This window comes from Bradyrhizobium sp. WYCCWR 12699, from assembly GCF_032144035.1.
GTDB lineage: Bacteria > Pseudomonadota > Alphaproteobacteria > Rhizobiales > Xanthobacteraceae > Bradyrhizobium.
This window is the reverse complement of the sequence record NZ_JAVTJN010000036.1, coordinates 265,959-285,276: the sequence shown is the minus strand read 5'-3', so window position 1 is coordinate 285,276 and position 19,318 is coordinate 265,959. Positions and strand designations below refer to the sequence as shown.

The 19,318-nt window shown below is 65.8% G+C and carries 14 protein-coding genes; 6 read left to right on the top strand and 8 right to left on the bottom strand.

Annotation, left to right across the window (positions count from 1 at the left end):
- Window position 1 precedes the first annotated feature (1 nt).
- From RPS27_RS26120 to RPS27_RS26110, 3 genes are all read left to right on the top strand, one after another.
- A complete protein-coding gene (locus RPS27_RS26120) occupies window positions 2-883 on the top strand; it encodes an NAD(P)-dependent oxidoreductase (protein WP_212066307.1) in 882 nt (293 codons plus the stop codon).
- Between the two features lie 142 nt (window positions 884-1,025).
- A complete protein-coding gene (locus RPS27_RS26115) occupies window positions 1,026-1,937 on the top strand; it encodes a DMT family transporter (RefSeq protein WP_212066309.1) in 912 nt (303 codons plus the stop codon).
- A gap of 108 nt (window positions 1,938-2,045) precedes the next feature.
- Window positions 2,046-3,278, top strand: coding sequence for an ABC transporter substrate-binding protein (locus tag RPS27_RS26110; protein WP_212066311.1), 1,233 nt, complete (start codon window positions 2,046-2,048; stop codon window positions 3,276-3,278).
- On the opposite strand, the gene RPS27_RS26105 is transcribed toward RPS27_RS26110, so the two are convergent.
- Genes RPS27_RS26105 through RPS27_RS26085 form a run of 5 tightly spaced genes read right to left on the bottom strand, consistent with a single transcriptional unit; the run spans window position 3,279 to window position 8,795 of the window.
- Window positions 3,279-4,559: an O-antigen ligase gene (locus RPS27_RS26105; protein WP_212066313.1), complete on the bottom strand. Its 1,281-nt coding sequence runs from the start codon at window positions 4,557-4,559 to the stop codon at window positions 3,279-3,281.
- Window positions 4,556-5,950, bottom strand: a complete 1,395-nt coding sequence (locus RPS27_RS26100) for a glycosyltransferase family 1 protein (protein WP_313754705.1) — start codon at window positions 5,948-5,950, stop codon at window positions 4,556-4,558. Before RPS27_RS26100 ends, RPS27_RS26105 begins: the two co-directional genes overlap by 4 nt.
- Window positions 5,947-6,687, bottom strand: coding sequence for an ABC transporter ATP-binding protein (locus tag RPS27_RS26095; RefSeq protein ID WP_212066317.1), 741 nt, complete (start codon window positions 6,685-6,687; stop codon window positions 5,947-5,949). The genes RPS27_RS26100 and RPS27_RS26095 overlap by 4 nt, the downstream gene beginning before the upstream one ends.
- Before the next feature lie 3 nt (window positions 6,688-6,690).
- Window positions 6,691-8,625: a glycosyltransferase gene (locus RPS27_RS26090; protein ID WP_212066319.1), complete on the bottom strand. Its 1,935-nt coding sequence runs from the start codon at window positions 8,623-8,625 to the stop codon at window positions 6,691-6,693.
- Window positions 8,626-8,633: 8 nt separating this feature from the next.
- Window positions 8,634-8,795, bottom strand: a complete 162-nt coding sequence (locus tag RPS27_RS26085) for a hypothetical protein (protein WP_194402275.1) — start codon at window positions 8,793-8,795, stop codon at window positions 8,634-8,636.
- Between the two features lie 125 nt (window positions 8,796-8,920).
- Between RPS27_RS26085 and RPS27_RS26080 the strand changes: the two genes are divergently transcribed.
- Both RPS27_RS26080 and RPS27_RS26075 read left to right on the top strand, forming a co-directional pair.
- Window positions 8,921-9,832 (top strand): DUF6502 family protein, encoded by a 912-nt coding sequence (locus RPS27_RS26080; RefSeq protein WP_212066321.1) that lies wholly within the window; start codon window positions 8,921-8,923, stop codon window positions 9,830-9,832.
- Entirely contained in the window at window positions 9,829-11,019 is a 1,191-nt protein-coding gene (locus RPS27_RS26075) for a DUF5666 domain-containing protein (protein ID WP_212066323.1), read from the top strand. Before RPS27_RS26080 ends, RPS27_RS26075 begins: the two co-directional genes overlap by 4 nt.
- A 30-nt stretch (window positions 11,020-11,049) precedes the next feature.
- On the opposite strand, the gene RPS27_RS26070 is transcribed toward RPS27_RS26075, so the two are convergent.
- Window positions 11,050-12,402, bottom strand: coding sequence for a M23 family metallopeptidase (locus RPS27_RS26070; RefSeq protein ID WP_212066325.1), 1,353 nt, complete (start codon window positions 12,400-12,402; stop codon window positions 11,050-11,052).
- Between the two features lie 111 nt (window positions 12,403-12,513).
- Complete coding sequence (locus tag RPS27_RS26065; protein ID WP_212066327.1) at window positions 12,514-13,203, bottom strand: peroxiredoxin; 690 nt, start codon at window positions 13,201-13,203, stop codon at window positions 12,514-12,516.
- Window positions 13,204-13,398: 195 nt separating this feature from the next.
- Here RPS27_RS26065 and RPS27_RS26060 point away from each other — a divergent pair, with 195 nt between their 5' ends.
- On the top strand, window positions 13,399-17,214 hold the full coding sequence (locus RPS27_RS26060) for a DUF3971 domain-containing protein (RefSeq protein ID WP_194402270.1): 3,816 nt from the start codon (window positions 13,399-13,401) through the stop codon (window positions 17,212-17,214).
- A gap of 134 nt (window positions 17,215-17,348) precedes the next feature.
- Here RPS27_RS26060 and RPS27_RS26055 read toward each other — a convergent pair whose 3' ends face one another.
- The gene (locus RPS27_RS26055; protein WP_212066329.1) at window positions 17,349-19,043 is read right to left on the bottom strand and encodes a methyl-accepting chemotaxis protein; all 1,695 of its coding nucleotides are present in this window, start codon (window positions 19,041-19,043) and stop codon (window positions 17,349-17,351) included.
- Window positions 19,044-19,318: the final 275 nt, after the last annotated feature.

Below are 19,318 nucleotides of genomic sequence, written 5' to 3'. Positions count from 1 at the left end.
CATGCCCCGCGTCGCCTTCATCGGATTGGGGCGGATGGGGCACGGCATGGCCGGCCGCTATCTCGATGCCGGCTACACGGTCAGCTTGTGGAATCGCAGCAAGGCCAAGGCAGAGGACCTGATCGCGCGCGGCGCGCACTGGGCGACCTCGCCGGAGGATGCGGCGATCGATGCCGACGCCGTCGTGACCATGGTCGCCGACGACGAGGCCTCGCGCCCGGTCTGGCTCGGGCCGAAGGGCGCGGCCAAGACCGCCAAGGCCGGCACCATCGCGATCGAATGCTCGACCGTCTCCTATGACCACGCCCGCGAGATGGGCCGCGAGCTGAATGCACGCGGGCTGATCTATATCGATTGCCCCGTGACTGGCTTGCCGGACGCGGCGGCGGCCGGAAAACTGACGCTGCTGGTCGGTGCCGATGCCGCCGATCTCGAACGCGCACGCCCGTTCCTCGAGCCGATCGGTTCGACCATCCGCCATTTCGGCGCGGTCGGCTCCGGCACCGTCTACAAGCTCATCAACAATCTCATGGGCGCGATCCAGATCGCTGGCCTCGCCGAGGGGCTTGCGATCGCCGAGCAGGCCGGGCTCGACATGAACCTGGTGCTGGAGTCGATCCAGGCGGGCGTCGCCGCCAGTCCGCAGGTCCAGCGTCATTCGAAGCGCATGGTCGCCCGCGATTTTTCCGGCGCAACCTTCACGGCCGCGCTGCGGCACAAGGATGCCGCCTACGCCGTGAAGCTCGCCGAGAGCCTCTTGGCCGACAAGCCGCTGGTCTCACGTGCCGCGGTCGAGGCGTACGCGCAGGCCAAGGCCGCAATGCCGGATGACGACGAAGGCAGGATGATCGAGCTGGTGTCGCGGTCGAAGAAGCCGTCCTAGGCGGCTACATCGTCACAGGCAATTTCGATCGTTCCACTCGTCTCGGCATTCGCTTCTAGCGATCGGCCTTTCATCGGAAATCGGGTGGCGCTGTTCGCCGCGTTGCTCTAGGCCAACGGCTTGGCCGCCGATGCGAGAACTCATGTCGCCGAACGATAGCCGGATCGACGCGCGAGACTGGTCGCTGCTTGCTGTGCTCTCGGTGCTCTGGGGCGGCTCATTCTTCTTTAACGGCGCGGCGCTGCGGGAATTGCAGCCGTTGACGCTGGTGTTCCTGCGCGTCGCGCTCGGGGCGGCCATTCTGCTGCCGCTGCTGCGCATGCAGGGGATCGGCTGGCCCAAGGGTATGACGGGGTGGACGCCGTTCGTTGCGATCGGGCTGCTCAACAACGTCATCCCGTTCTCGCTGATCGTGATCGGCCAGACTTTCATCCCGAGCGGTCTGGCATCGATCCTGAACGCGACGACGCCGCTGTTCACGGTGCTGGTGATGGCTGCGGCAGGCGAAGAGACCTTGCATATCCGCCGCGTCGCCGGCGTGGCGCTGGGCCTCGTCGGCGTCGTCATCCTGCGCGGATGGGGCCTCGAGACGATGCCAGGGCAGGGGCTCGGCATTCTGCTCTGCCTGGGCGGGGCGCTCAGTTATGGATTCGCCGCACTGGCAGCGCGGCGATTGCTCAAGGACTCCCCGCCGTTGGGCACGGCAACGTTTCAACTGATGGTGTCGACGGTGATGATGGCGATTGCCGCCGGCGTCGTGGAGCAGCCCTGGCATCTTGCAGTACCGGGCGTCGCGACGTGGTCCGCGGTGCTCGGCCTTGCCACGCTGTCGACCGCGCTCGCCTATATCGTGTTCTTTCAGATCGTGCGGCGCTCGGGCGCGAGCAATGTCATGCTGGTGACGCTGCTCATTCCCGTCACCGCCATTCTGCTGGGATGGCTGGTGTTGGGGGAGCCGATCTCCGCGCGTGAGATCGCGGGCGCCATCGTCATCGGCAGCGCGTTGCTGGTCATTGACGGGCGCGCTTTGCGCCTGCTGCGGCGCAGCGCGTAGTTCCACATCCGCTGTTTCACCTTGCGGAAAATCGCGGCGCTTGCCAGGCGTAATCCGCCTTGCGACACTCCCGGCAAAACAAGACTACAAAACATAGGGGAGAGAACGATGCCGGGTCGTCGCAAAAACCTTGCCCTCGCCATGCTTGTTGCCGGAGCGCTCGTCACGACACCGGCCTTGGCGCAGAAAAAATACGACCCCGGCGCCAGCGACACCGACATCAAAATCGGCAACATCATGCCCTATAGCGGGCCGGCGTCGTCCTATGGGGTGATCGGCAAGACCGAAGCTGCCTATTTCAAGATGATCAACGATCAGGGCGGCATCAACGGCCGCAAGATCAATTTCATCAGCTATGACGACGCCTATTCGCCGCCGAAGGCGATCGAGCAGGCGCGCAAGCTGGTCGAGAGCGACGAGGTGCTCTTGATCTTCCAGGCGCTCGGCACGCCCTCGAACTCCGCGATCATGAAATACATGAACGCCAAGAAGGTGCCGCAGCTGTTCGTCGCTTCCGGCGGCACCAAGTTCGGCGACCCCAAGACTTTCCCGTGGACCATGGGCTTTCAGCCGAACTACCAGAGCGAGGGGCGGATCTACGCGAAATACATTCGCGATCATTTTCCCAACAGCAAGATCGCGGTGTTCTGGCAGAATGACGATGCCGGCAAGGACCAGTTCAAGGGCCTGAAAGACGGGCTCGGCGACAAGGCGAACATGATCATCGCCGACAAATCCTACGAGGTCAGCGATCCCTCGATCGACTCGCAGATCGTCGCCCTTCACGATTCAGGTGCCGATATCTTCTTCTCATGGGCCGCGCCGAAGGGATCGGCGCAGGCGATCCGGAAAGTGGGCGAGCTCGGCTGGAAGCCGAAGTTCTTCCTGGCCAACACCGCGACCTCGGTCGCCTCGGTGCTCAAGCCCGCCGGGCTCGACTACGCCAAGGACATCATCTCGACCGTCTACCTGAAGGACCCGACCGACCCGACCTGGGACAAGGATCCGGCCGTGGTGAAATGGCGGGAGTTCATGGACAAATATTACCCCGACGGCGACAAGACGAACTCGAACAACATCTACGGCTATGTGCAGGCCGAGGCGATGGCGCAGGTGCTCAAGCAGTGCGGCGACAACCTCACGCGCGAGAACGTCATGAAGCAGGCATCCAGCCTGAAGGACTTCCACACAGACCTGATGCTGCCGGGCATCATGGTCAACACGTCACCAGATGACTACTTTCCGATCGAGCAGATGCAGCTGATGCGTTTCAACGGGCAGGCCTGGGAGCTGTTCGGCGACGTCATTACCGGCGAGGTCGGCCACGAGCGCAGCCAGTAATCACGGCTGGCTGCGGGCTTTGGCCTTCAACACCGTGCCGCCGGCGACCCCGACACCGAGCACATACATCCAGCCCTCGTGAAAATCGAACAGATGCGAGTTCAACAGCGAACTCGTGATGTTCTGCACGACCACCACCAGCCCGATCCAGGCTGCGAGCCCTCCGCCGAGGAACAGGCGGAGATGGACGATCCACATGGCGTAGAGCAAAACGACGCCCAGGAGGCCCCATTGCATGGCGACGTTGAGGGTCTGGTTGTGCGGATTGTTGACGACCTCCGCATCGAGGCTGCTTCCGCCCGTGGCGGCGCGTTCGAACTGCCGCCTGATCGAGCCGGTGCCGTGCCCGGTCAAGGGCGCCTCGGCAAAGCTGTGGATCGCCTTGCGCCAATAGGTCAGCCGCTGCGCGGTCGAGGCACGGCTGATGTCCTCATAGCCGTGGCGATATTCGACGGCAATGTCGGTGATACGCTGGCGCAGATAGGGCGACGTCGCCCAGGCCAGCGCGGTTACGGCGACCGTGCCCGCGAGCAGGACCAGTGTTGCGCGCCGGTTGAGATGCTTCCAGGCGAACAGAGCCAGCAGGACCGCAATGCAGAGCAGCGCCGTGCGAGCGGAGGCGACGAACACCATGTTGGCCGCGAACAGCAGGATCAGCGCCAGACAGGCCGCCGTCGCGACCGCGTTTCCGCGACGCCAGAAGGTCAGCGCGGGCAGGGCAAGCGCGAAGGCGCAGAGCGTGAACTCCTGGCTCTGGTCGATGTAGTTCTTGACGGGCACGCCTGATGACGCCGTCGCCGTGATCTTCCAGGCGGGATCGAGCCACACGATCCAGGAGAAGACGGCAAGCAAGGCGCAGGAGACGACGAAGGCGTGGCCAACCCAAAGACCGCGCTCCGACCGGCTGAAATGGTAGAGCAGCGGCGGAATCAGCACGAGCTTTGCGACCGGCTTGATCGCATGCAGCCGATCCGCCCACGCGCCGTCCGACCACAGCAGGCCGAGCAGTGCGAGCAGCAGGATTGCGAAGGGCAGGGCAAACGCCGGCCGCGCGACCTTGTGTCCATAGTCGCGCCAATCGATGGTTGGCGTCACCACCAGGAGCCAGAGCCCGACGAAGATCGACGGCACTGTCGTGGACCAGGGCAGGGACGCCGCGATCAAGGCGGCAAGGACGTCTGCGGCCCGGATCAGCGCGGCCGAGCTGCGCCAACTCTGCCATCGGCTGGTCCTGCCTTGCCGATCGGCAGGACCGGACCACAACGCGGATTCGGCGGTCATCCGTATGAAGCGAGTTGCGCGCCGACAAGGCTTGCCGCGGGCGCATGATGCCCAAGGAAATCGCGGGCCTGTGTCTCGTAACCGAAGCGCTCGGCGAGCTCGTGGCGCCTTGCGCGGATCTTGCCGCGCCACTCCTCCTGCCGGGTCAGCACACGGGTGACGGAGGCCGCGATCGAGTCGGTCGAGAACGGGTCGAAATAGTCGGCGAGCTCGCCCGCAACCTCGCGAAACACGGCGATGTCGGAGCACAGCACCGGTGTGTTCGCGGCCAGTGCCTCGATGATCGGCACGCCGAAACCTTCGGCGAAACTCGGCATGATCAGACCGTGTGCCTCAGCGATCAGGGCGGCCTTTTCGTGCTCGTCGACATAGCCGGCGAAGCGGACATTTGGCGGCAGATTGCGCATCCGCCCGATCTCACCGGCATAGCCGATCACGACGAGATCGGCCTGGGGCACGCCACGGAAGGCGCGAACGACGGTGGCGACGTTCTTGCGCGGCTCGTTCGAGACGATGACGACGAAGCTCGGCCGCCCCGGACGCCCCGACGGGGCTGGGAGGTGCAGGACATCCGGGGCGTCGAACCGGGTGCGGGGATACACGACCCGCGCCGGCAGGTGCGCAAATTGCGGCAGCAGCTCCCTGAACCGCATCATGCTGTAGTTTGAAACGAAGGCGAGCTCGTCGGCCTGGCGCAGGCTCGTCGGGAGCCGCGACAGGAACAGCCGCGTTGCGATATCGCTGAGCTTGAGGTCGGTGAGCGGCAACAGATCGTGGATGACGCAGATCACCTTGGCGCCGGGCCTGCGCGTGATCGCGACCCGGGTCGGGGTATCCACGACGATGACGTCGTAGCCGCGGGCATCGACCCGCGGCGGCGGCAGCAGGAAGAAGGCCGAGGAGTCCTGGTAGCTGTAGAAGCCGGGCTCGAGCTGAAACTCGCGGAACAGCTCGAGATGGCGCAGGTCGGGCGGCACGTATTCGAGCGCGGCGGTCCTGTTCTCGATCAGCCGGGCGCGCAAGGCCCGCAGGCCGATCGCGCGCAGGAAACAGACGATGTAGTCCCACGACACGGACATGGTGGCCTTGTGGCGGATCCAGTCGAGCGTGCGGCGCAGGCCGCCACGCACGACCGGCTCGGCCATGTTGACCTCGTCGAGGAAGCGATAGAGGGCGAGCAGCTCGATGTTGCGCGCCTCTGCCGGAAACAGCTTGGTGCGCCGCTCGCGCCGCTGCAGCTTGCGATAGCGCCGCGTGGTCTCCACCAGCAGCGTCAGCTCGTGCCTCTCTGCCGCGAGCGAGCGCATCAGCTCGCGGGTGAAGTGGAAGATGCCGCGCTTGTGGTTGGGCTCGCCCAGCGCTTCGGATATGACGAGGATGTTCTGCTTCATGCGCGTTTCTCGTGGAGATCGAGGGCGTGGGTGGCCGGCGGGGCGACCGTGACGGTCGAGGCGATGCGGCCGTGATCGAGGTTGATGATGCGGGTGCAGGTCCGACGCAGCAGCGGCTGATCGTGCGAGGCGATGATCACGATCGCCGCCTGCGACACGAGGTTCAGGAGCCGCTCCTGGGCCTTCTCCGCAAAATGCTCGTCGACCACGCTGAGCCATTCGTCGAGCAGGAGGATGTCGGCCGGAAACGCGGTGGCGGTCGCAAACAGCACCCGCATCAGCATGCCCGAGGAGAACATCCGCAGCGGCAGTCGCTGCATGCGCGTCTCGAGCTCGGTGAAGGCCCAGATCTCGTCGATCATCGCGCGGGTGGGCTTGCGGCCGCTGATCCGCAGCAGCAGGGCGATGTTGTCCTCGGCGACGAAGTCGAGGTTGACGCCGGCGTTGAGGCCGAGCAGGGGCACGACATTGCCCCGAACCGTCATGCTGCCGCTGCTCGGCGGATAAACGCCGGCGATCAATCGCAACAGCGTCGATTTGCCGGAACCGTTGGGGCCGGCAAGCCCGATGCGGGCGCCGGTTTCGGCCTCGATCGTGACGTTATCCACGGCGCGGATGATCCGCGTCTCGCCCGGCTCGCGGATGAGATGGCCGAGCAGCCGCCGCTTCAGCGAATAGTCGTAGGCGCCGTAGAGCGGATAATCGAGACAGACGTTGCGCAGGCTGATCGAGACCATGCGTCAGATCCAGAATGCGGCTTTGCGCAGGTGGATCAGCGTCAGCATGCTCGCAAAGACCAGCAGTGCCAGCGCGACCAGAACATAGACGATGCTGACGGGATCGACGTGGCCGCCCACGAGCGGCTCGCGCCACACCGCGAACAGATGGGTCAGCGGATTGAGCCGCATCACCGTCGAGCGATGGTTGATCATGTCCGACGACCAAATCACGGGTGAGGCGAGAAAAGCCAGCATCAGCGTCGATTCGACGATCGGCTTGAGGTCGCGATAGCGCGTTGCCATCGCGCCGAGAACGAGGCTCAAGGCGAAAGTGCAGACCACGAACAGCAGCAGGCCGGGGAGCGCCGCCGGCACGTGCGAGAGGTCGTGGCGCGACAGGATGAGCCACAGCAGCAGCGGCACGCAGGCGTTATGAAGCGCGAACAGTCCCTGGCGGAACGTGCATTGCAGGAGGAAGATGACCGGTGGCAGCGCGCGGTCGCGGATCAGGCTCGCGGAGTTCTGCAACGCCGTGGTCGCATCGAGCACCACGCTGTTGAGAAAGGTCCAGGCCGTCATCGAGAGCGCGAGCATGGGCAGACGCGACAGCACGTCGGCGTTCGACATCTGCCCGATCACCGAACCGAGCACCGCGACCACGATCGCCATCTGGAGCGACATCCAGAACGGGCCGAGCAGCGAACGCACGTAGCGATGGCGCATGTCCGACCAGGCCAGCGTCGCCGCGATCCGGATGCTGTCGAGCCAGCCGGTGGCCGGCTCGGCGCTCGCCGAACGCTGCTGGCATGGCGCGGCAATTGCGTCGTGGTAGATTGTTTCCATGCCTTGCTTGAAAGCCGTGGCCGAGTATCGGGTGAGGGCGCGGTTGCGCGCCGCAAGTCCCATGCGCCGCCGGCGTTCGGGGTCGCGGATCAGCGCGTCGATGGCTTCGCCAAGCTTTTCGGCGTCGCCAGGCGGCACGGTGATCGCCTCCATGCCATGGCGGGCGACCCGCGGCACCGCGGTGTCGAGCGCCGTGTTCACGACCGGGCGTCCTGCGGCCATGGCCTCCAGCTGGACAAGGCCGAATGTCTCGGCGGTGGTGACGGAGGGCATCACGAAGACGTCGGCGAGGCACATCAGCTTGATGCGCTCGCAATCGTTGACCGAGCCGAGCAGGCGCACGCGCTCTGAGAGCCCGAGCTCCTCGATCAGCTGCACCAGCCGCGGTCGCTCGGTGCCTTCGCCAACGATCCAGACTTCGAATTTGTATGCGGCCGCGGCGCGGATCAGCACGTCGAAGCCCTTGTAAGGCACGAGCCGGCCGCACGCGAGCACCAGCCGGCCGCGATCATTGACGTGGTGCGGCTCGATCTTCGGCCAGTCGTAACCCGAGATGTCGATGCCAAATGGCACGACGTGGCATTTGTCCTCGAATTCGCGGAGCAGCGGCGTGTTGTCGACCAGCACGTGGTCGGAGACGATGATCGCCTTGGCGCGCCGCAAGGTCCGCCGCATCAGGGGTTCGATGAACCAGCGCAGGCCGGCATGGGTGACGATGTCGGCGTGCCAGTGCACCACGAGCGGCCGCTTCCGGCCGAAACCGAACGCGAAAACCAGATCGGCGAGCGGGAAAGGTGCGTGGAGCGCGAGCAAATCGTGCTCGGCGATCTTCCGCCAGAGACGCCAGGGATAGGTCGGGGCGGCGGGCAGCGACAACAGATTGCCGAACGAGCGAACGCGCTCGACCGGTACGTCGTCGACGACGATCTGGCGCTTTTCGGGCGATTGCGAGCAGACCAGCACGGCGGAGGCGAAGGCATCCTTCAGGCTCGCGCAGATGTCGCGGATCACCGTGAGCGTGCCGCCGAACAGGTCGGGATAATAGATCTTGAAGATGTGCAGCACCGACGGGCGGCGCGGAGTGTCGTGCAAGGTTTCTTGGATGTGATGCATGATGGCGGTCAGCCTGCCAGGATGGCTGCGACGAACGGTGCGGCCAGCACCGAGATGAAGATCACGCCGCGCAGCAGCCCCGGCAGCATCGGGTCGATCGTGCCGCGCTCCCGGCCGGAAGCCGGCACGGAACGCGGTGAACTGGAAATGCGGACCAAGCGGTCAGCCATGGGTGTTGTCCCTTTACGTCGCGCCCCTCAGTGGCGTCTCGTATATGTGGGAAAATTTACCACGTCAATCGGCGAGGCAAAAAATGTGGGATTGTGTCCCACATGAGGCGTGATACAATTCAGACATGAACGCCAAGCCCGGGTCCAAAGCAGCGGCTCCGCAGCCGAATGCCGCCGCGAAGCTGCACGCGCCATTGGCGCGGCTGCTGCGCCCGCTCGTGCGGCTCTGCATCCGTAGCGGGATGACTTTTCCGGCGCTGGCGCAATTGCTTCGCGAGCTTTTCGTGAATGTCGCCGAGCACGATTTCGCGCTGGAGGGCAAGGAGCAGACCGACAGCCGCGTCAGCCTGCTCACCGGCATCCATCGCAAGGAGGTGGCGCGGCTGCGCGGCGCGGGTGCGCCCGTGCACGAGGCGCCGGCGGCGGTGTCGCTGACCAGCGCGGTGATCGCGCGCTGGCTGGCCGCGCCCGAATTCACCGATGCCAAGGGCGAGCCGCTGCCGTTGCCGCGCACGGCAGAGGCGGATGCGCCGTCGTTCGAGCAGCTGGTTGCGTCCGTCACCAAGGACGTGCGCCCGCGCGCTGTGCTCGACGAATGGATCGACCGAAAGCTCGTCATCATCAACGCGGACGACGAGATCGAGCTGGTCGAGGCGGCCTTCGTCCCATCAGGCGAGGACGACAGCAAATGGCACTATCTCGGTCGCAATCTGCATGACCACATCGCGGCCGCCGCGCAGAACGTCTCCGATGGGCCGCGCTTCCTCGAACGCGCGGTGCACTACAACAACATCTCGCCGAAGCTGGCGCGAAAGCTCGAGGCGCGCTCGCGCGAGCTCGCCATGGACGCGCTGAAGACCGCCAACCGCGAGGCCAACCGCGCGCTCGCCAAGGACAAGGGCGGTGACGCCCGCTGGAATTTCGGCATCTACATCTACAGCGAGGACGCCGACGAGCAGAGCGGGGCCAAGGAAAACAGTAAGGAAAACAGTAAGGAAAGCGGCAAGGAAGACGGCAAGGAAGGCGGTTCTGCATGAGCCGGCTGCCGCTGATCTCCCGCCGTCTGCTGCTGACAGGATTTTGGCTCGCCGGCACCGCGATGGCCCATGCGCAGGTCAAGCGCGGCACCGATCAAGGCATCGGCGGCACCGGGATCACCCGCGGCGATGACCACGGCATTGGCGGTACCGGCATCGTGGGCGTCATCCAGCGCTTCGGCAGCATCTACGTCAACGGCGAGCGCGTCACTTATGCCAGCGATGTGCCGGTCCGGATCGACGGCGAGGCGGCAAGCGCCAAGGCGCTCCGCATCGGCCAGCTTGCGCGCGTGGTCGCGGTCCGTCAGGCCGACGGCACGCTCGTCACGCGCAACATCACGATCGCGAGCGAGGTTGCAGGTCCGGTCGAGCGGGTGAAGGGCAACGAGCTGACGGTGCTCGGCCAGAAAATCGTCGCGGGCGACAAGGAGAGCAAGCTCCGCCCGGGCACGCAAGTGGCCGTCTATGGTCTGCGCCGGACCGACGGCGTGGTCGTCGCAAGCCTGGTCGAGCCGCGGCGCGCGTCGACCGAGCGCGTGACCGGCCTGGTCGAGCGCGGACCCGACGGCCTGCGAATTGGCGGGCTGAAACTGAACGGTGTCGATCCGCTGCTGGTCGGCCAGCGCGTCCAGATCGAAGGCAGCGCGAGCCAGGGCGCGATGCAGGCGACGCGCACGCGGATCGACGATTTCTCGGATCTCGTCGGCGCAAGCCGTCTGTCGGTCGAGGCCTATGTGCAGCGCGCCGGCGCGAACCTCCAGCTCGGCTCCGGCCTCGTGGCCCGCGACGGCTCGCGTTTCGGGCCGGCAGCCGGTGAAGCGCGCATGGTGGTCAATGGTGCATTCGACCGTTCCCGCGGCTTCCAGGTGGATTCGGTGCAGGCCATCGGTCAGGGACCCGGAGCAGCCACACCCGGCGGCAGCAATCCGAACCGGTCGCCCGGTGGCTCGATCATGCACCCGGATCGCAGCACGCCCCATCCGGGCGGCAGTCGGCCCGGCGCACCGGGGGTATCTCCACCTGGATCGAGCCCCGGTCCCAACCCAGGCTCCGCACCGACGGGACCTGGCGGGCCGTCGGGCCCGGGCGGCATGGGCTCGCCCGGCGGGCCCATGGGCCCCGGTGGTGGAATGGGTGGCGGCGGATTCGGCGGTCCCGGAGGCGGGATGGGCGGTGGCCGGCGATAAGGCTGCGCGGCCGAAACAGAGGAGCTGGGCCTAGCTCGCGCTGAGGCGCACGCCAGCACGCAGGAATTTCTGCGGATCGACCGCTTCGCCCTCGATGCGGGTCTCGTAATGCAGATGCGGACCGGTGGAGCGACCGGTCGAGCCGACCAGGCCGACGACCTGGCCGATCTTCACGGTCTCGCCGACCTTCACGTTGATCTCGGAGAGATGGCCGTAGCGGGTCGAAAGCCCGTTGCCGTGATCGACCTCGACCATGCGGCCGTAACCGCCGGACCAGCCGGCGGAAACCACCTTGCCATTGGCGGTGACGCGAACCGGATCGCCGGTGGCGGCGCGGAAGTCGAGCCCGGTATGCATCGCGGGCCGGCCGAGGAAGGGATCGCTGCGGACGCCGAAGCCGGACGTGAACTCGACCTCGCCGATGACGGGCTTGCGGTAGGGCACCAGGGCCAGCGTGCGATTGAGACGGTCCATCTCGGCGCGCGTGGTGTTGATGCGAGAGAGCTGCTTCTCGAACGGCCCGGCATTGGCGGTCAGCTTGACGGGCACGAAAGGCCCGCCCATCGCGGTGCGCGGCACGGCGGCTTCGAGACTGGCGAGATTCAGGCCGAGATCACTGACCACGCCGCGCATCCGGCGCATGCGTGAATCCATGCCTTCCTCAACGGCGCTGAGCGCCGCCATCTGGCGACGCTCGACCTGGTCGAGCGAGGTCGTGAGCCGGACCAGGACGTTGTCGAAACCATGGTTCTTGGCGAATTGGTGGGTCGGAGGTGCCGCCACAGTCGGCGCGCGCGATTCGAGCCGTGCCTCACGGTCCGGCGGCGCCACGAAGATCACGGTGTCGCTGATCGGCGAGGGCTTCGGAGTGCTCTGGCTCGCCTCGCCGCGCTGCGGGGCTGCGCGGGGAATCGAACCTGTTACGTCGGGCATGGCCCCGAGCGCCGTGGCCCGGGACTCCAGCGCCGTCTGGCGCTTCATGATCTGGTCGAGCTTCTGGTCGAACTGCTCCTGGTCGAGCAACTGCCGGCTGGTGGTGCGGTCGACCTTGGCGCGCAGCTCGGCGATGCGGTCCTCATAGGCATATTGCATCTCGGCCTGGCGGGCGATCAGCCGGGTCAGGACGTCGTCGCGGAAAGCGAAATAGGTGGCGGTCGCCGCCGACCAGAGACCGAGCAGCACCACCGTTCCGACCACGATCCAGAACATCACGGGCCCGAAACGGACCTGCTTGCCGGCATGGACGATGGTGTAGGCGTCGTCAGTCGCGGGAAGGGGGATCGCTGCGGCTGCCGCGACGGCAGCGCGGCGTTGGAAGGCCCGTCCGTGGTCGTGAGGATGATGTGGGGGGCACTGCGAATATTGGGCAGAACTTTTCGACATCGGCACTCCCGCGCCGGTCGGATGAGTCCGTACGGCCCTAATTGCCGCAGCAATCTGGGCTGGTCATGGTTAATTTTCCGGAAACAGGAACAGGCGAATTCCAGGGATTGGTTAAAGGCCTCTTGCCGCTTCGAGCACCGCGTCGGCATGCCCGTCGACCCGGACATTGCGCCAGACCCTGGCGACTTTACCGTCGGCTCCGACCAGCACCGTAGTGCGAAGAATTCCGAGGAAGCTCTTGCCATACATGGACTTTTCGCCCCAGGCCCCATAGGCTTCCAGCATCTCGTGCTGCTCGTCCGAGATCAGGGGGACCTTGAGACTATGCTTGTCGCGGAACTTCTCCTGAGCCTTTAACGGATCGGCGGAGATCCCCAGCACGGCGGTGCCGGCGGCCGCGAAGGCGCCAGCGAGGCGGGTGAAGTCGATGGCTTCCCGGGTGCAGCCGGGCGTGTCGGCGCGGGGGTAGAAGAACAGGACGAGCTTTTGGCCGGTATAGTCCGCCAATGTGACCACGTCGCCGCCGTCGCGGGGCAGGCGGAAGGCGGGTGCCTTTTGGCCTTCAGCCAGGCCGGACTTCGCCGTCACGGGCGCCGATGCCGATTTGGAGGAATTTAACTGTTTCGATGCGGCCCTATGTGATCCTGCTTTTGCTAAAGTCCCGGCTGATTTGCTCGCCGGTGCCCGCTGCGTCTTCGCGGATTTAGTTTGAGTCGATGCCCGCGTTTTCAGGGTCTTCTTTTTAGCCGTCGGACTGCCGGAGGGCGCTTTGGACGATTTCTTTCGGGATTTCTTGGACATACGCCTTCCTTTCGACGCTTTCGGCGGGTCAACCGAAACGCTATTGCAGTCCTCGTCCGGCGTGCCGGAATCGCGCCCTCGGCTGGGCAAGTCTGACGACGCCGGAGTATGGTTACAAGGAATTCCACGCACCACCCCACTGCTCGTTGAACGCGCTCCCGGGGCGAAATGACGAACAGCAGGAATATTCGAGGTATGGCTGCAGTGCCGGCGCAGGGAGCTCCGCTTCCCGAGGGCGGCTGCGGTCCCGGCGGCGCTCAATCTCGTGACGGGCGCCTGTATCGAGAGGCAATGGCAAGGAATAAGTCGCCCCAGGATTACAATCGGGACTTCGATCGGCGCGGCGGTCAAGAGCAGCCGCAGGAATGGGACGACGCCGATTGGGATCCGGATCAGGAGGCGGCCGCGGGCCATCGCGCGCGCCGGCTGTTGTCGCGTTCCAACTCGGGCCTTCATCGCTTCGGTGACGGGTTTGGCGCGCTGCGCCGCTGGCTGGCCGCCGATCGCTGGCTGAAGCGTCTCGTCCTTGTCGTCGGGACGCTCGCCGTCATCTTCGTCGGCTGTTTCGCGGCGCTGTGGTGGCGGCTCGGTGCCGGTCCCATCAATCTCGACATCGCAACGCCGTGGCTGGCCGCCGCGATCGAGGACAATATCGGTCACGGCAACACGGTCGAGATCGGGGGCACCCAGATCGAGCGGGCCGGGCGGATCCGCATCGCCGTCCGTATCCGCGACATCGTCGTCCGCGATCGCGATCACGCCATCGTCGCCAGCGCGCCGAAGGCCGAGGTGAAGCTGTCGGGGGCTGGCCTCCTGATGGGGCATTTGCGCGCCGAAAGCCTCAATCTCGTCGACGCCGAGCTCGCGATCCGCATCGCGCCCGACGGAACGGTCACCGTGTCCGCCGGCGATACCGCAAAGCCGCTGGCAACCGGCGTCGCCTCGAAGAAGGATGCGGGCCTGCCGCCGACATTCCCGCGCAACGGGGTCCCGCCGCCGCCATTCGCCACGGCGCCCGCCGGCCAAGATCCTCAGGCCGGCTCGCAGGCTGCCCCTCAGGCGACCGCACAGAGCGGCATTCTTCAGGGCCTCGACTGGCTCGACAGCCTGAGCATGACAGGTCTCGACGGCCAGAACCTCAACGAGATTGGTCTGAAGAACGGCAATCTGATCGTCGACGACCAGCAGCGCGGCAGCAAATGGTCGTTTGAGAACATCACGCTCAGCCTGCGCCGGCCGAGCCGCGGTGGCGTCACGCTCAGCCTCGGCGAGGAGGGCGCGCGGCCCTGGATGCTGCGGGCCACGATCGGTCCGGCCGAGAACGGCGTGCGCTCGATCGACATCAAAGCCGACAAGGTCTCGACCTCCAACATCCTCCTGGCGCTGCGGGTCAAGGACCTCACCTATACCGCCGATTTGCCGCTGACCGGCGAGCTCAAGGGCGAGCTCGGCCGCGACGGCGTGCCGACCTTCTTCCGCGGCAAGATCGCGGTCGGCGCGGGCAGTATTATCGACACGGACACGCCCGACTATCCGATGGCGATCGACCAAGCCGAGATCAATGTCGAGTGGGATGCCAATCGGCGGGTGCTGGTCGCGCCGTTCAAGGTCCTGTCGGGCGCGAACCGGCTGACGCTTTTGGCCCATCTCGAGCCGCCCAACGGCACCGTCAACGACTGGCAGCTTGGCTTCAGCGGCGGGTCGATCCTGCTCGGCGGCATCGACAACGAGCCGCCGCTCGTCTTCAACCGCATCGCGATCGGCTTCCGCTTCGACACCGACCACAAACGCTTCCTGCTGACGCAGGCGGACATCAGCAATGGCGAGATCGGCGTCGCCGGCACGGGCGCGATCGACTATTCGGGCGAGCCGCGGCTGACGCTGGGCTTTGCGGGAACGCCGATGTCGGCCTCCGCGCTGAAGCGGATGTGGCCGACGCTCGTCGTTCCCGAGTTGCGCGAATGGGTGATCGAGCGGATCGAGCGCGGCACGCTCCAGCGCATCGAGATCGGCATCAATTCGCCGACGAAGAACCTGCCGCGCAAGGGCCCGCCCATTCCCGACGACGGCCTGTCGGTCAACATCGTCGCGAGCGGCGTCGCGGTCCGTCCCGTGGACGGCATGCCCGTCGTGCACGATGCCGATCTGAAGGCGCGCGTGACCGGGCGCACCGCGACCGTGAATATCGGGCAGGGCATTGCCGATACACCCGCCGGCCGCAAGGTCACGATTTCCGACTTCGTCTTCGAGGTGCCCGACATGGCGCCCAAGCCGTCGCCGTCGCGGACCAGGTTTCGGGTGGAGGGGCCGGTGCCGGCCGCAGCCGAAATGCTCGCCAATGATCGCCTGAGCGATCTGTCGTCGACAGTCATCGATCCCAACACCAGCAAGGGGACGTTCGCGGCCAATATCCAGCTCGGCCTGCCGGTCAAGGGCGAGCTGACGAAGGCTGACACGACCTACGCCGTCACTGCCGACCTTAACGGCTTCTCGGCCGACAAGCTGGTGATGAACCAGAAGCTGGAAGCCAACAACCTCAAGATCGTCGCCAACAACCAGGGCTATCAGGTCAAGGGCGACGTCAAGATCAACGGGCAGGCGGCCTCGCTCGACTATCGCAAGCCCAACGAAGGCGATGCGGATGTCAGGCTGCAGGCAACGTTGGACGATGCCAGCCGCGCGCGCCTCGGATTCGATCTGAGTCCCGCCGTCAGCGGATCGCTGCCGATCAAGCTGTCGGGCAAGATCGCCGGCGGCCCCGACCAGACGACGAAGCTCGGTGTCGAGGCCGACCTGACATCGGTCAAGCTCGACAATATCCTGCCGGGTTGGGTCAAGCTGCCGGGCAAATCAGGCAAGGCCAGCTTCAAGGTCGTGCCGACGGCACAATCGACGCGCTTCGAGGACATCGTCATCGAGGGCGGCGGCGCCTCGATCAAGGGCTCGCTCGAGGTCGACGCGAACGGCGACCTCATGAATGCGAACTTCCCGGTCTACTCACCGTCCGACGGCGACAAGGCTTCACTGAAGGTGGAGCGCAGCCAGGACGGCGTGGTCAAGGGCACGATGCGCGGCGACGTGTTCGACGGGCGCGGCTTCCTGAAGTCGGCGATCTCAGGCAATTCCAAGGACGACAAGAGCAAGATGAAGAACGTCGATTTCGACATCGACGTGAAGCTCGGTGCCGTCGCGGGTTTCAACGGCGAGGCGATGCGCAGCGTCGATGCCAAGATGTCGAAGCGCAACGGCGCCATCAAGGCGTTCACGCTGAGCGGCAAGGTCGGCAAAGACACGCCGGTGGCGGCGGACTTGCGCGGCGGGCGCGCGCAGGGCAGCCGCGAGGTCATTTACCTCCAGACCAACGATGCCGGCGCGCTGCTGCGCTTCACCGACACCTACACCAAGGCGGTCGGCGGCCAGATGGTGGTGGCGATGGAGCCGCCGACATCGGAGCCGAACACCTCGCGCGAGGGTCTCATCAACGTCCGCGACTTCACGGTGAAGGGCGAGGCGCAGCTCGAGCGCGTTGCCGCGGGCGCCCCCAATGGCACCGGCAACGGCGTCTCCTTCAGCGCGCTGCGCGCCGAGTTCACGCGGCAGAACGGTGCGCTGACGATCCGCGACGGCGTCGTCAAGGGTCCCATGATCGGCGCCACCATCGAGGGCTCGATCGACTATCCCGGCAATCAGGTCTGCATGAGCGGGACCTTCGTGCCGATGTATGGCGTCAACAACATCTTCGGCCAGATCCCGCTGTTCGGCATCTTCCTCGGCGGCGGCAACAATGAAGGGCTGATCGGCGTGACCTATGAGGTGGTGGGTACGCCGGCGGCGCCCGTGATGCGCGTCAATCCGATCTCGGCGATGGCGCCCGGCCTGTTCCGCAAGATCTTCGAATTCAACACCGGCAAGCAGAACTCGCCGTTCGAGGAATTCCCGTCGCAGTCGAACGACGGGTCGACCGGCACGACGCGTCAGCTCTCCAGCGGCTGCAGCCTGACGCGGCGGTAGTCGCGGGACGGACTGTCTCTGTCGTCATGCCGGGCTTGTCCCGGCCATCCACGCCTTGCCACGCGGCGCGGAGAACGTGAATGCCCGGGACAAGCCCGGGCATGACGACGATTGCATTATATCTTCTGCACCGCCTACGCCGCGCGCACGCCGGCCAGGAACGTCCCGACTTCGCCCGAAAGCTGTTCAGCCTGCTTGGAGAGGCTCGAGGCTGCGGCGAGCACCATGCCGGCGGCGTTGCCGGTCTCGTTCGCCGCGGTCGAGACGCCGCTGATATTGGTGGTGACTTCCTTGGTCGCCTCCGCGGTCTGCGAGACGCTGCGGGCGATCTCCGCGGTGGCGGCGCCTTGCTCCTCGATCGCGGCCCCGATCGAGGTGGCGATGCGGCTGACCTCCTCGATGGTGGCGGTGATGCCGCCGATGGCGTCCACGGCCTCCTTGGTCGCGCCCTGGATCTGGGCGATCTTGTCGCCGATCTCGCGGGTAGCTTCTGCGGTCTGGCTCGCGAGCGATTTCACCTCGGAGGCGACCACGGCAAAACCGCGGCCCGCTTCACCGGCGCGCGCGGCCTCGATGGTGGCGTTGAGCGCGAGCAGATTGGTCTGGGCGGCGATGCTGGAGATCAGCTCGGCGACGTGCTCGATCTGCTGGGCGCCGTCCGAAAGCGCACGCACGATCGTGTCGGTGCGGCGCGCGCTGTCGACCGCGCGTCCGGTGACTTCCGCCGATTGGGCGACCTGGCGGCTGATCTCGGTGATGGAGGAGGAGAGCTCCTCGGCGGCCGCCGCGACGGTCTGGACGCGCTGACTGGCTTCGGTAGCGGCCGAGCCGACGACGGCGGCGCGGCGGTTGGTGCCTTCGGCGGTCGAGGACATCGACTTGGCGGTATGCTCGAGCTCGCCGGAGCCGGAGGCCATCAGGCCGACGAGCTGGCCGACCGAGGCATCGAAGCGGTCGGCAAGCGCGATCAGGGCGTCGCGCTTTTCCTGCTCGGTCCGCGTCTTGGTGGCGGCCTGTTCGGCTTCCAGCGCGCGCGCCGTCAAAGCGGTCTGCCTGAGCACTTCGAGGGTCTCGGCCATGCGGCCGATCTCGTCGCCGCGGTCGGTTTCCTCGACCGGCTTGTCGATGGCGCCTTCGGAAATCTCCTGCATGCGGTTCTTCTGGCGATCGAGCGCGCTGAGCACGTCGCGGGCGATCAGCCAGGACAGCGCCGCCATCAGCAGCATTAGGCCGATACCGATCGCGGCGAGCTCCAGCGTCAACGCGCGCACGTCGGCATCGATGTCGTCGACATAGAGGCCGTAGCTGATGGTCGCGTTCCAGGGCGCGAATTTGCGCGCAAAGACGGTCTTGCGGACGGGTTCGGTCTGACCGGGGCGGGGGTAGAGATAGGAGGTGACGCCGCCCTGTGCGGTCTGGTCACCCGCTTTGAGGATGGCGTCGGCGATCAGGACGCCGTTGGAGTCCTTGGCGCCGGTGATCTTGCCTTCGAGCTGCTGATTGGCGCCGTTCACCAGGATCGACGTGTCGGAGTTGTAGACGACGGGGTAGCCCTGGTTGCCGTTGAAATTCATGCGGCGTCCGCGCTGGTGGAACTGGGCCTTGGCATCGGCCAGTGTCAGCTTGCCGGCGGTGACTTCGTCCTGCAGCGATTGCGCGTAGTTGTAGAGCAGCTCGACGGCGGTCCGCATCTGCTGGACGCGATCCTCCATCATGCGGCTCTTGCTGAGGACGGACGACACGCCGATAATGGCCGTGACTGTGAGAGCCGCAAGGCAGACCATGCTGGCAAGCTTGGTGCGGATCGTCAGATGACTCAGCAGCTTCATCACAGCCCCTAGGGAATGGTTGTTATTGCTCGCACCGGTAGCATGAAGTTCTTACCAATCATGAACATAGGCTATGGGCGCCCACCGTGCTGAAGACGCTCGGGCGACATATGCGCAAGCGTGCAGGCAGAAGCGCATGCATCGACGCTCACCCGTATTCTTGCGGGAGTGTATCGTTGTCAGATTTTGCTGGTGATCGAGCCCGGCTGAAACTGCAGTGAACCGATTCGCTCACCGTATCATCATGTCCGTGCTGCTCGTCGCGGCCCTCGTTC

Bases quoted from the DNA above. Each gene is read 5' to 3' on its own strand.
- RPS27_RS26120 (WP_212066307.1), top strand. From the start codon at position 2: ATGCCCCGCGTCGCCTTCATCGGATTGGGGCGGATGGGGCACGGCATG.
- RPS27_RS26115 (WP_212066309.1), top strand. From the start codon at position 1,026: ATGTCGCCGAACGATAGCCGGATCGACGCGCGAGACTGGTCGCTGCTT.
- RPS27_RS26110 (WP_212066311.1), top strand. From the start codon at position 2,046: ATGCCGGGTCGTCGCAAAAACCTTGCCCTCGCCATGCTTGTTGCCGGA.
- RPS27_RS26105 (WP_212066313.1), bottom strand. From the start codon at position 4,559: ATGACCGCCGAATCCGCGTTGTGGTCCGGTCCTGCCGATCGGCAAGGC.
- RPS27_RS26100 (WP_313754705.1), bottom strand. From the start codon at position 5,950: ATGAAGCAGAACATCCTCGTCATATCCGAAGCGCTGGGCGAGCCCAAC.
- RPS27_RS26095 (WP_212066317.1), bottom strand. From the start codon at position 6,687: ATGGTCTCGATCAGCCTGCGCAACGTCTGTCTCGATTATCCGCTCTAC.
- RPS27_RS26090 (WP_212066319.1), bottom strand. From the start codon at position 8,625: ATGCATCACATCCAAGAAACCTTGCACGACACTCCGCGCCGCCCGTCG.
- RPS27_RS26085 (WP_194402275.1), bottom strand. From the start codon at position 8,795: ATGGCTGACCGCTTGGTCCGCATTTCCAGTTCACCGCGTTCCGTGCCG.
- RPS27_RS26080 (WP_212066321.1), top strand. From the start codon at position 8,921: ATGAACGCCAAGCCCGGGTCCAAAGCAGCGGCTCCGCAGCCGAATGCC.
- RPS27_RS26075 (WP_212066323.1), top strand. From the start codon at position 9,829: ATGAGCCGGCTGCCGCTGATCTCCCGCCGTCTGCTGCTGACAGGATTT.
- RPS27_RS26070 (WP_212066325.1), bottom strand. From the start codon at position 12,402: ATGTCGAAAAGTTCTGCCCAATATTCGCAGTGCCCCCCACATCATCCT.
- RPS27_RS26065 (WP_212066327.1), bottom strand. From the start codon at position 13,203: ATGTCCAAGAAATCCCGAAAGAAATCGTCCAAAGCGCCCTCCGGCAGT.
- RPS27_RS26060 (WP_194402270.1), top strand. From the start codon at position 13,399: ATGGCTGCAGTGCCGGCGCAGGGAGCTCCGCTTCCCGAGGGCGGCTGC.
- RPS27_RS26055 (WP_212066329.1), bottom strand. From the start codon at position 19,043: ATGAAGCTGCTGAGTCATCTGACGATCCGCACCAAGCTTGCCAGCATG.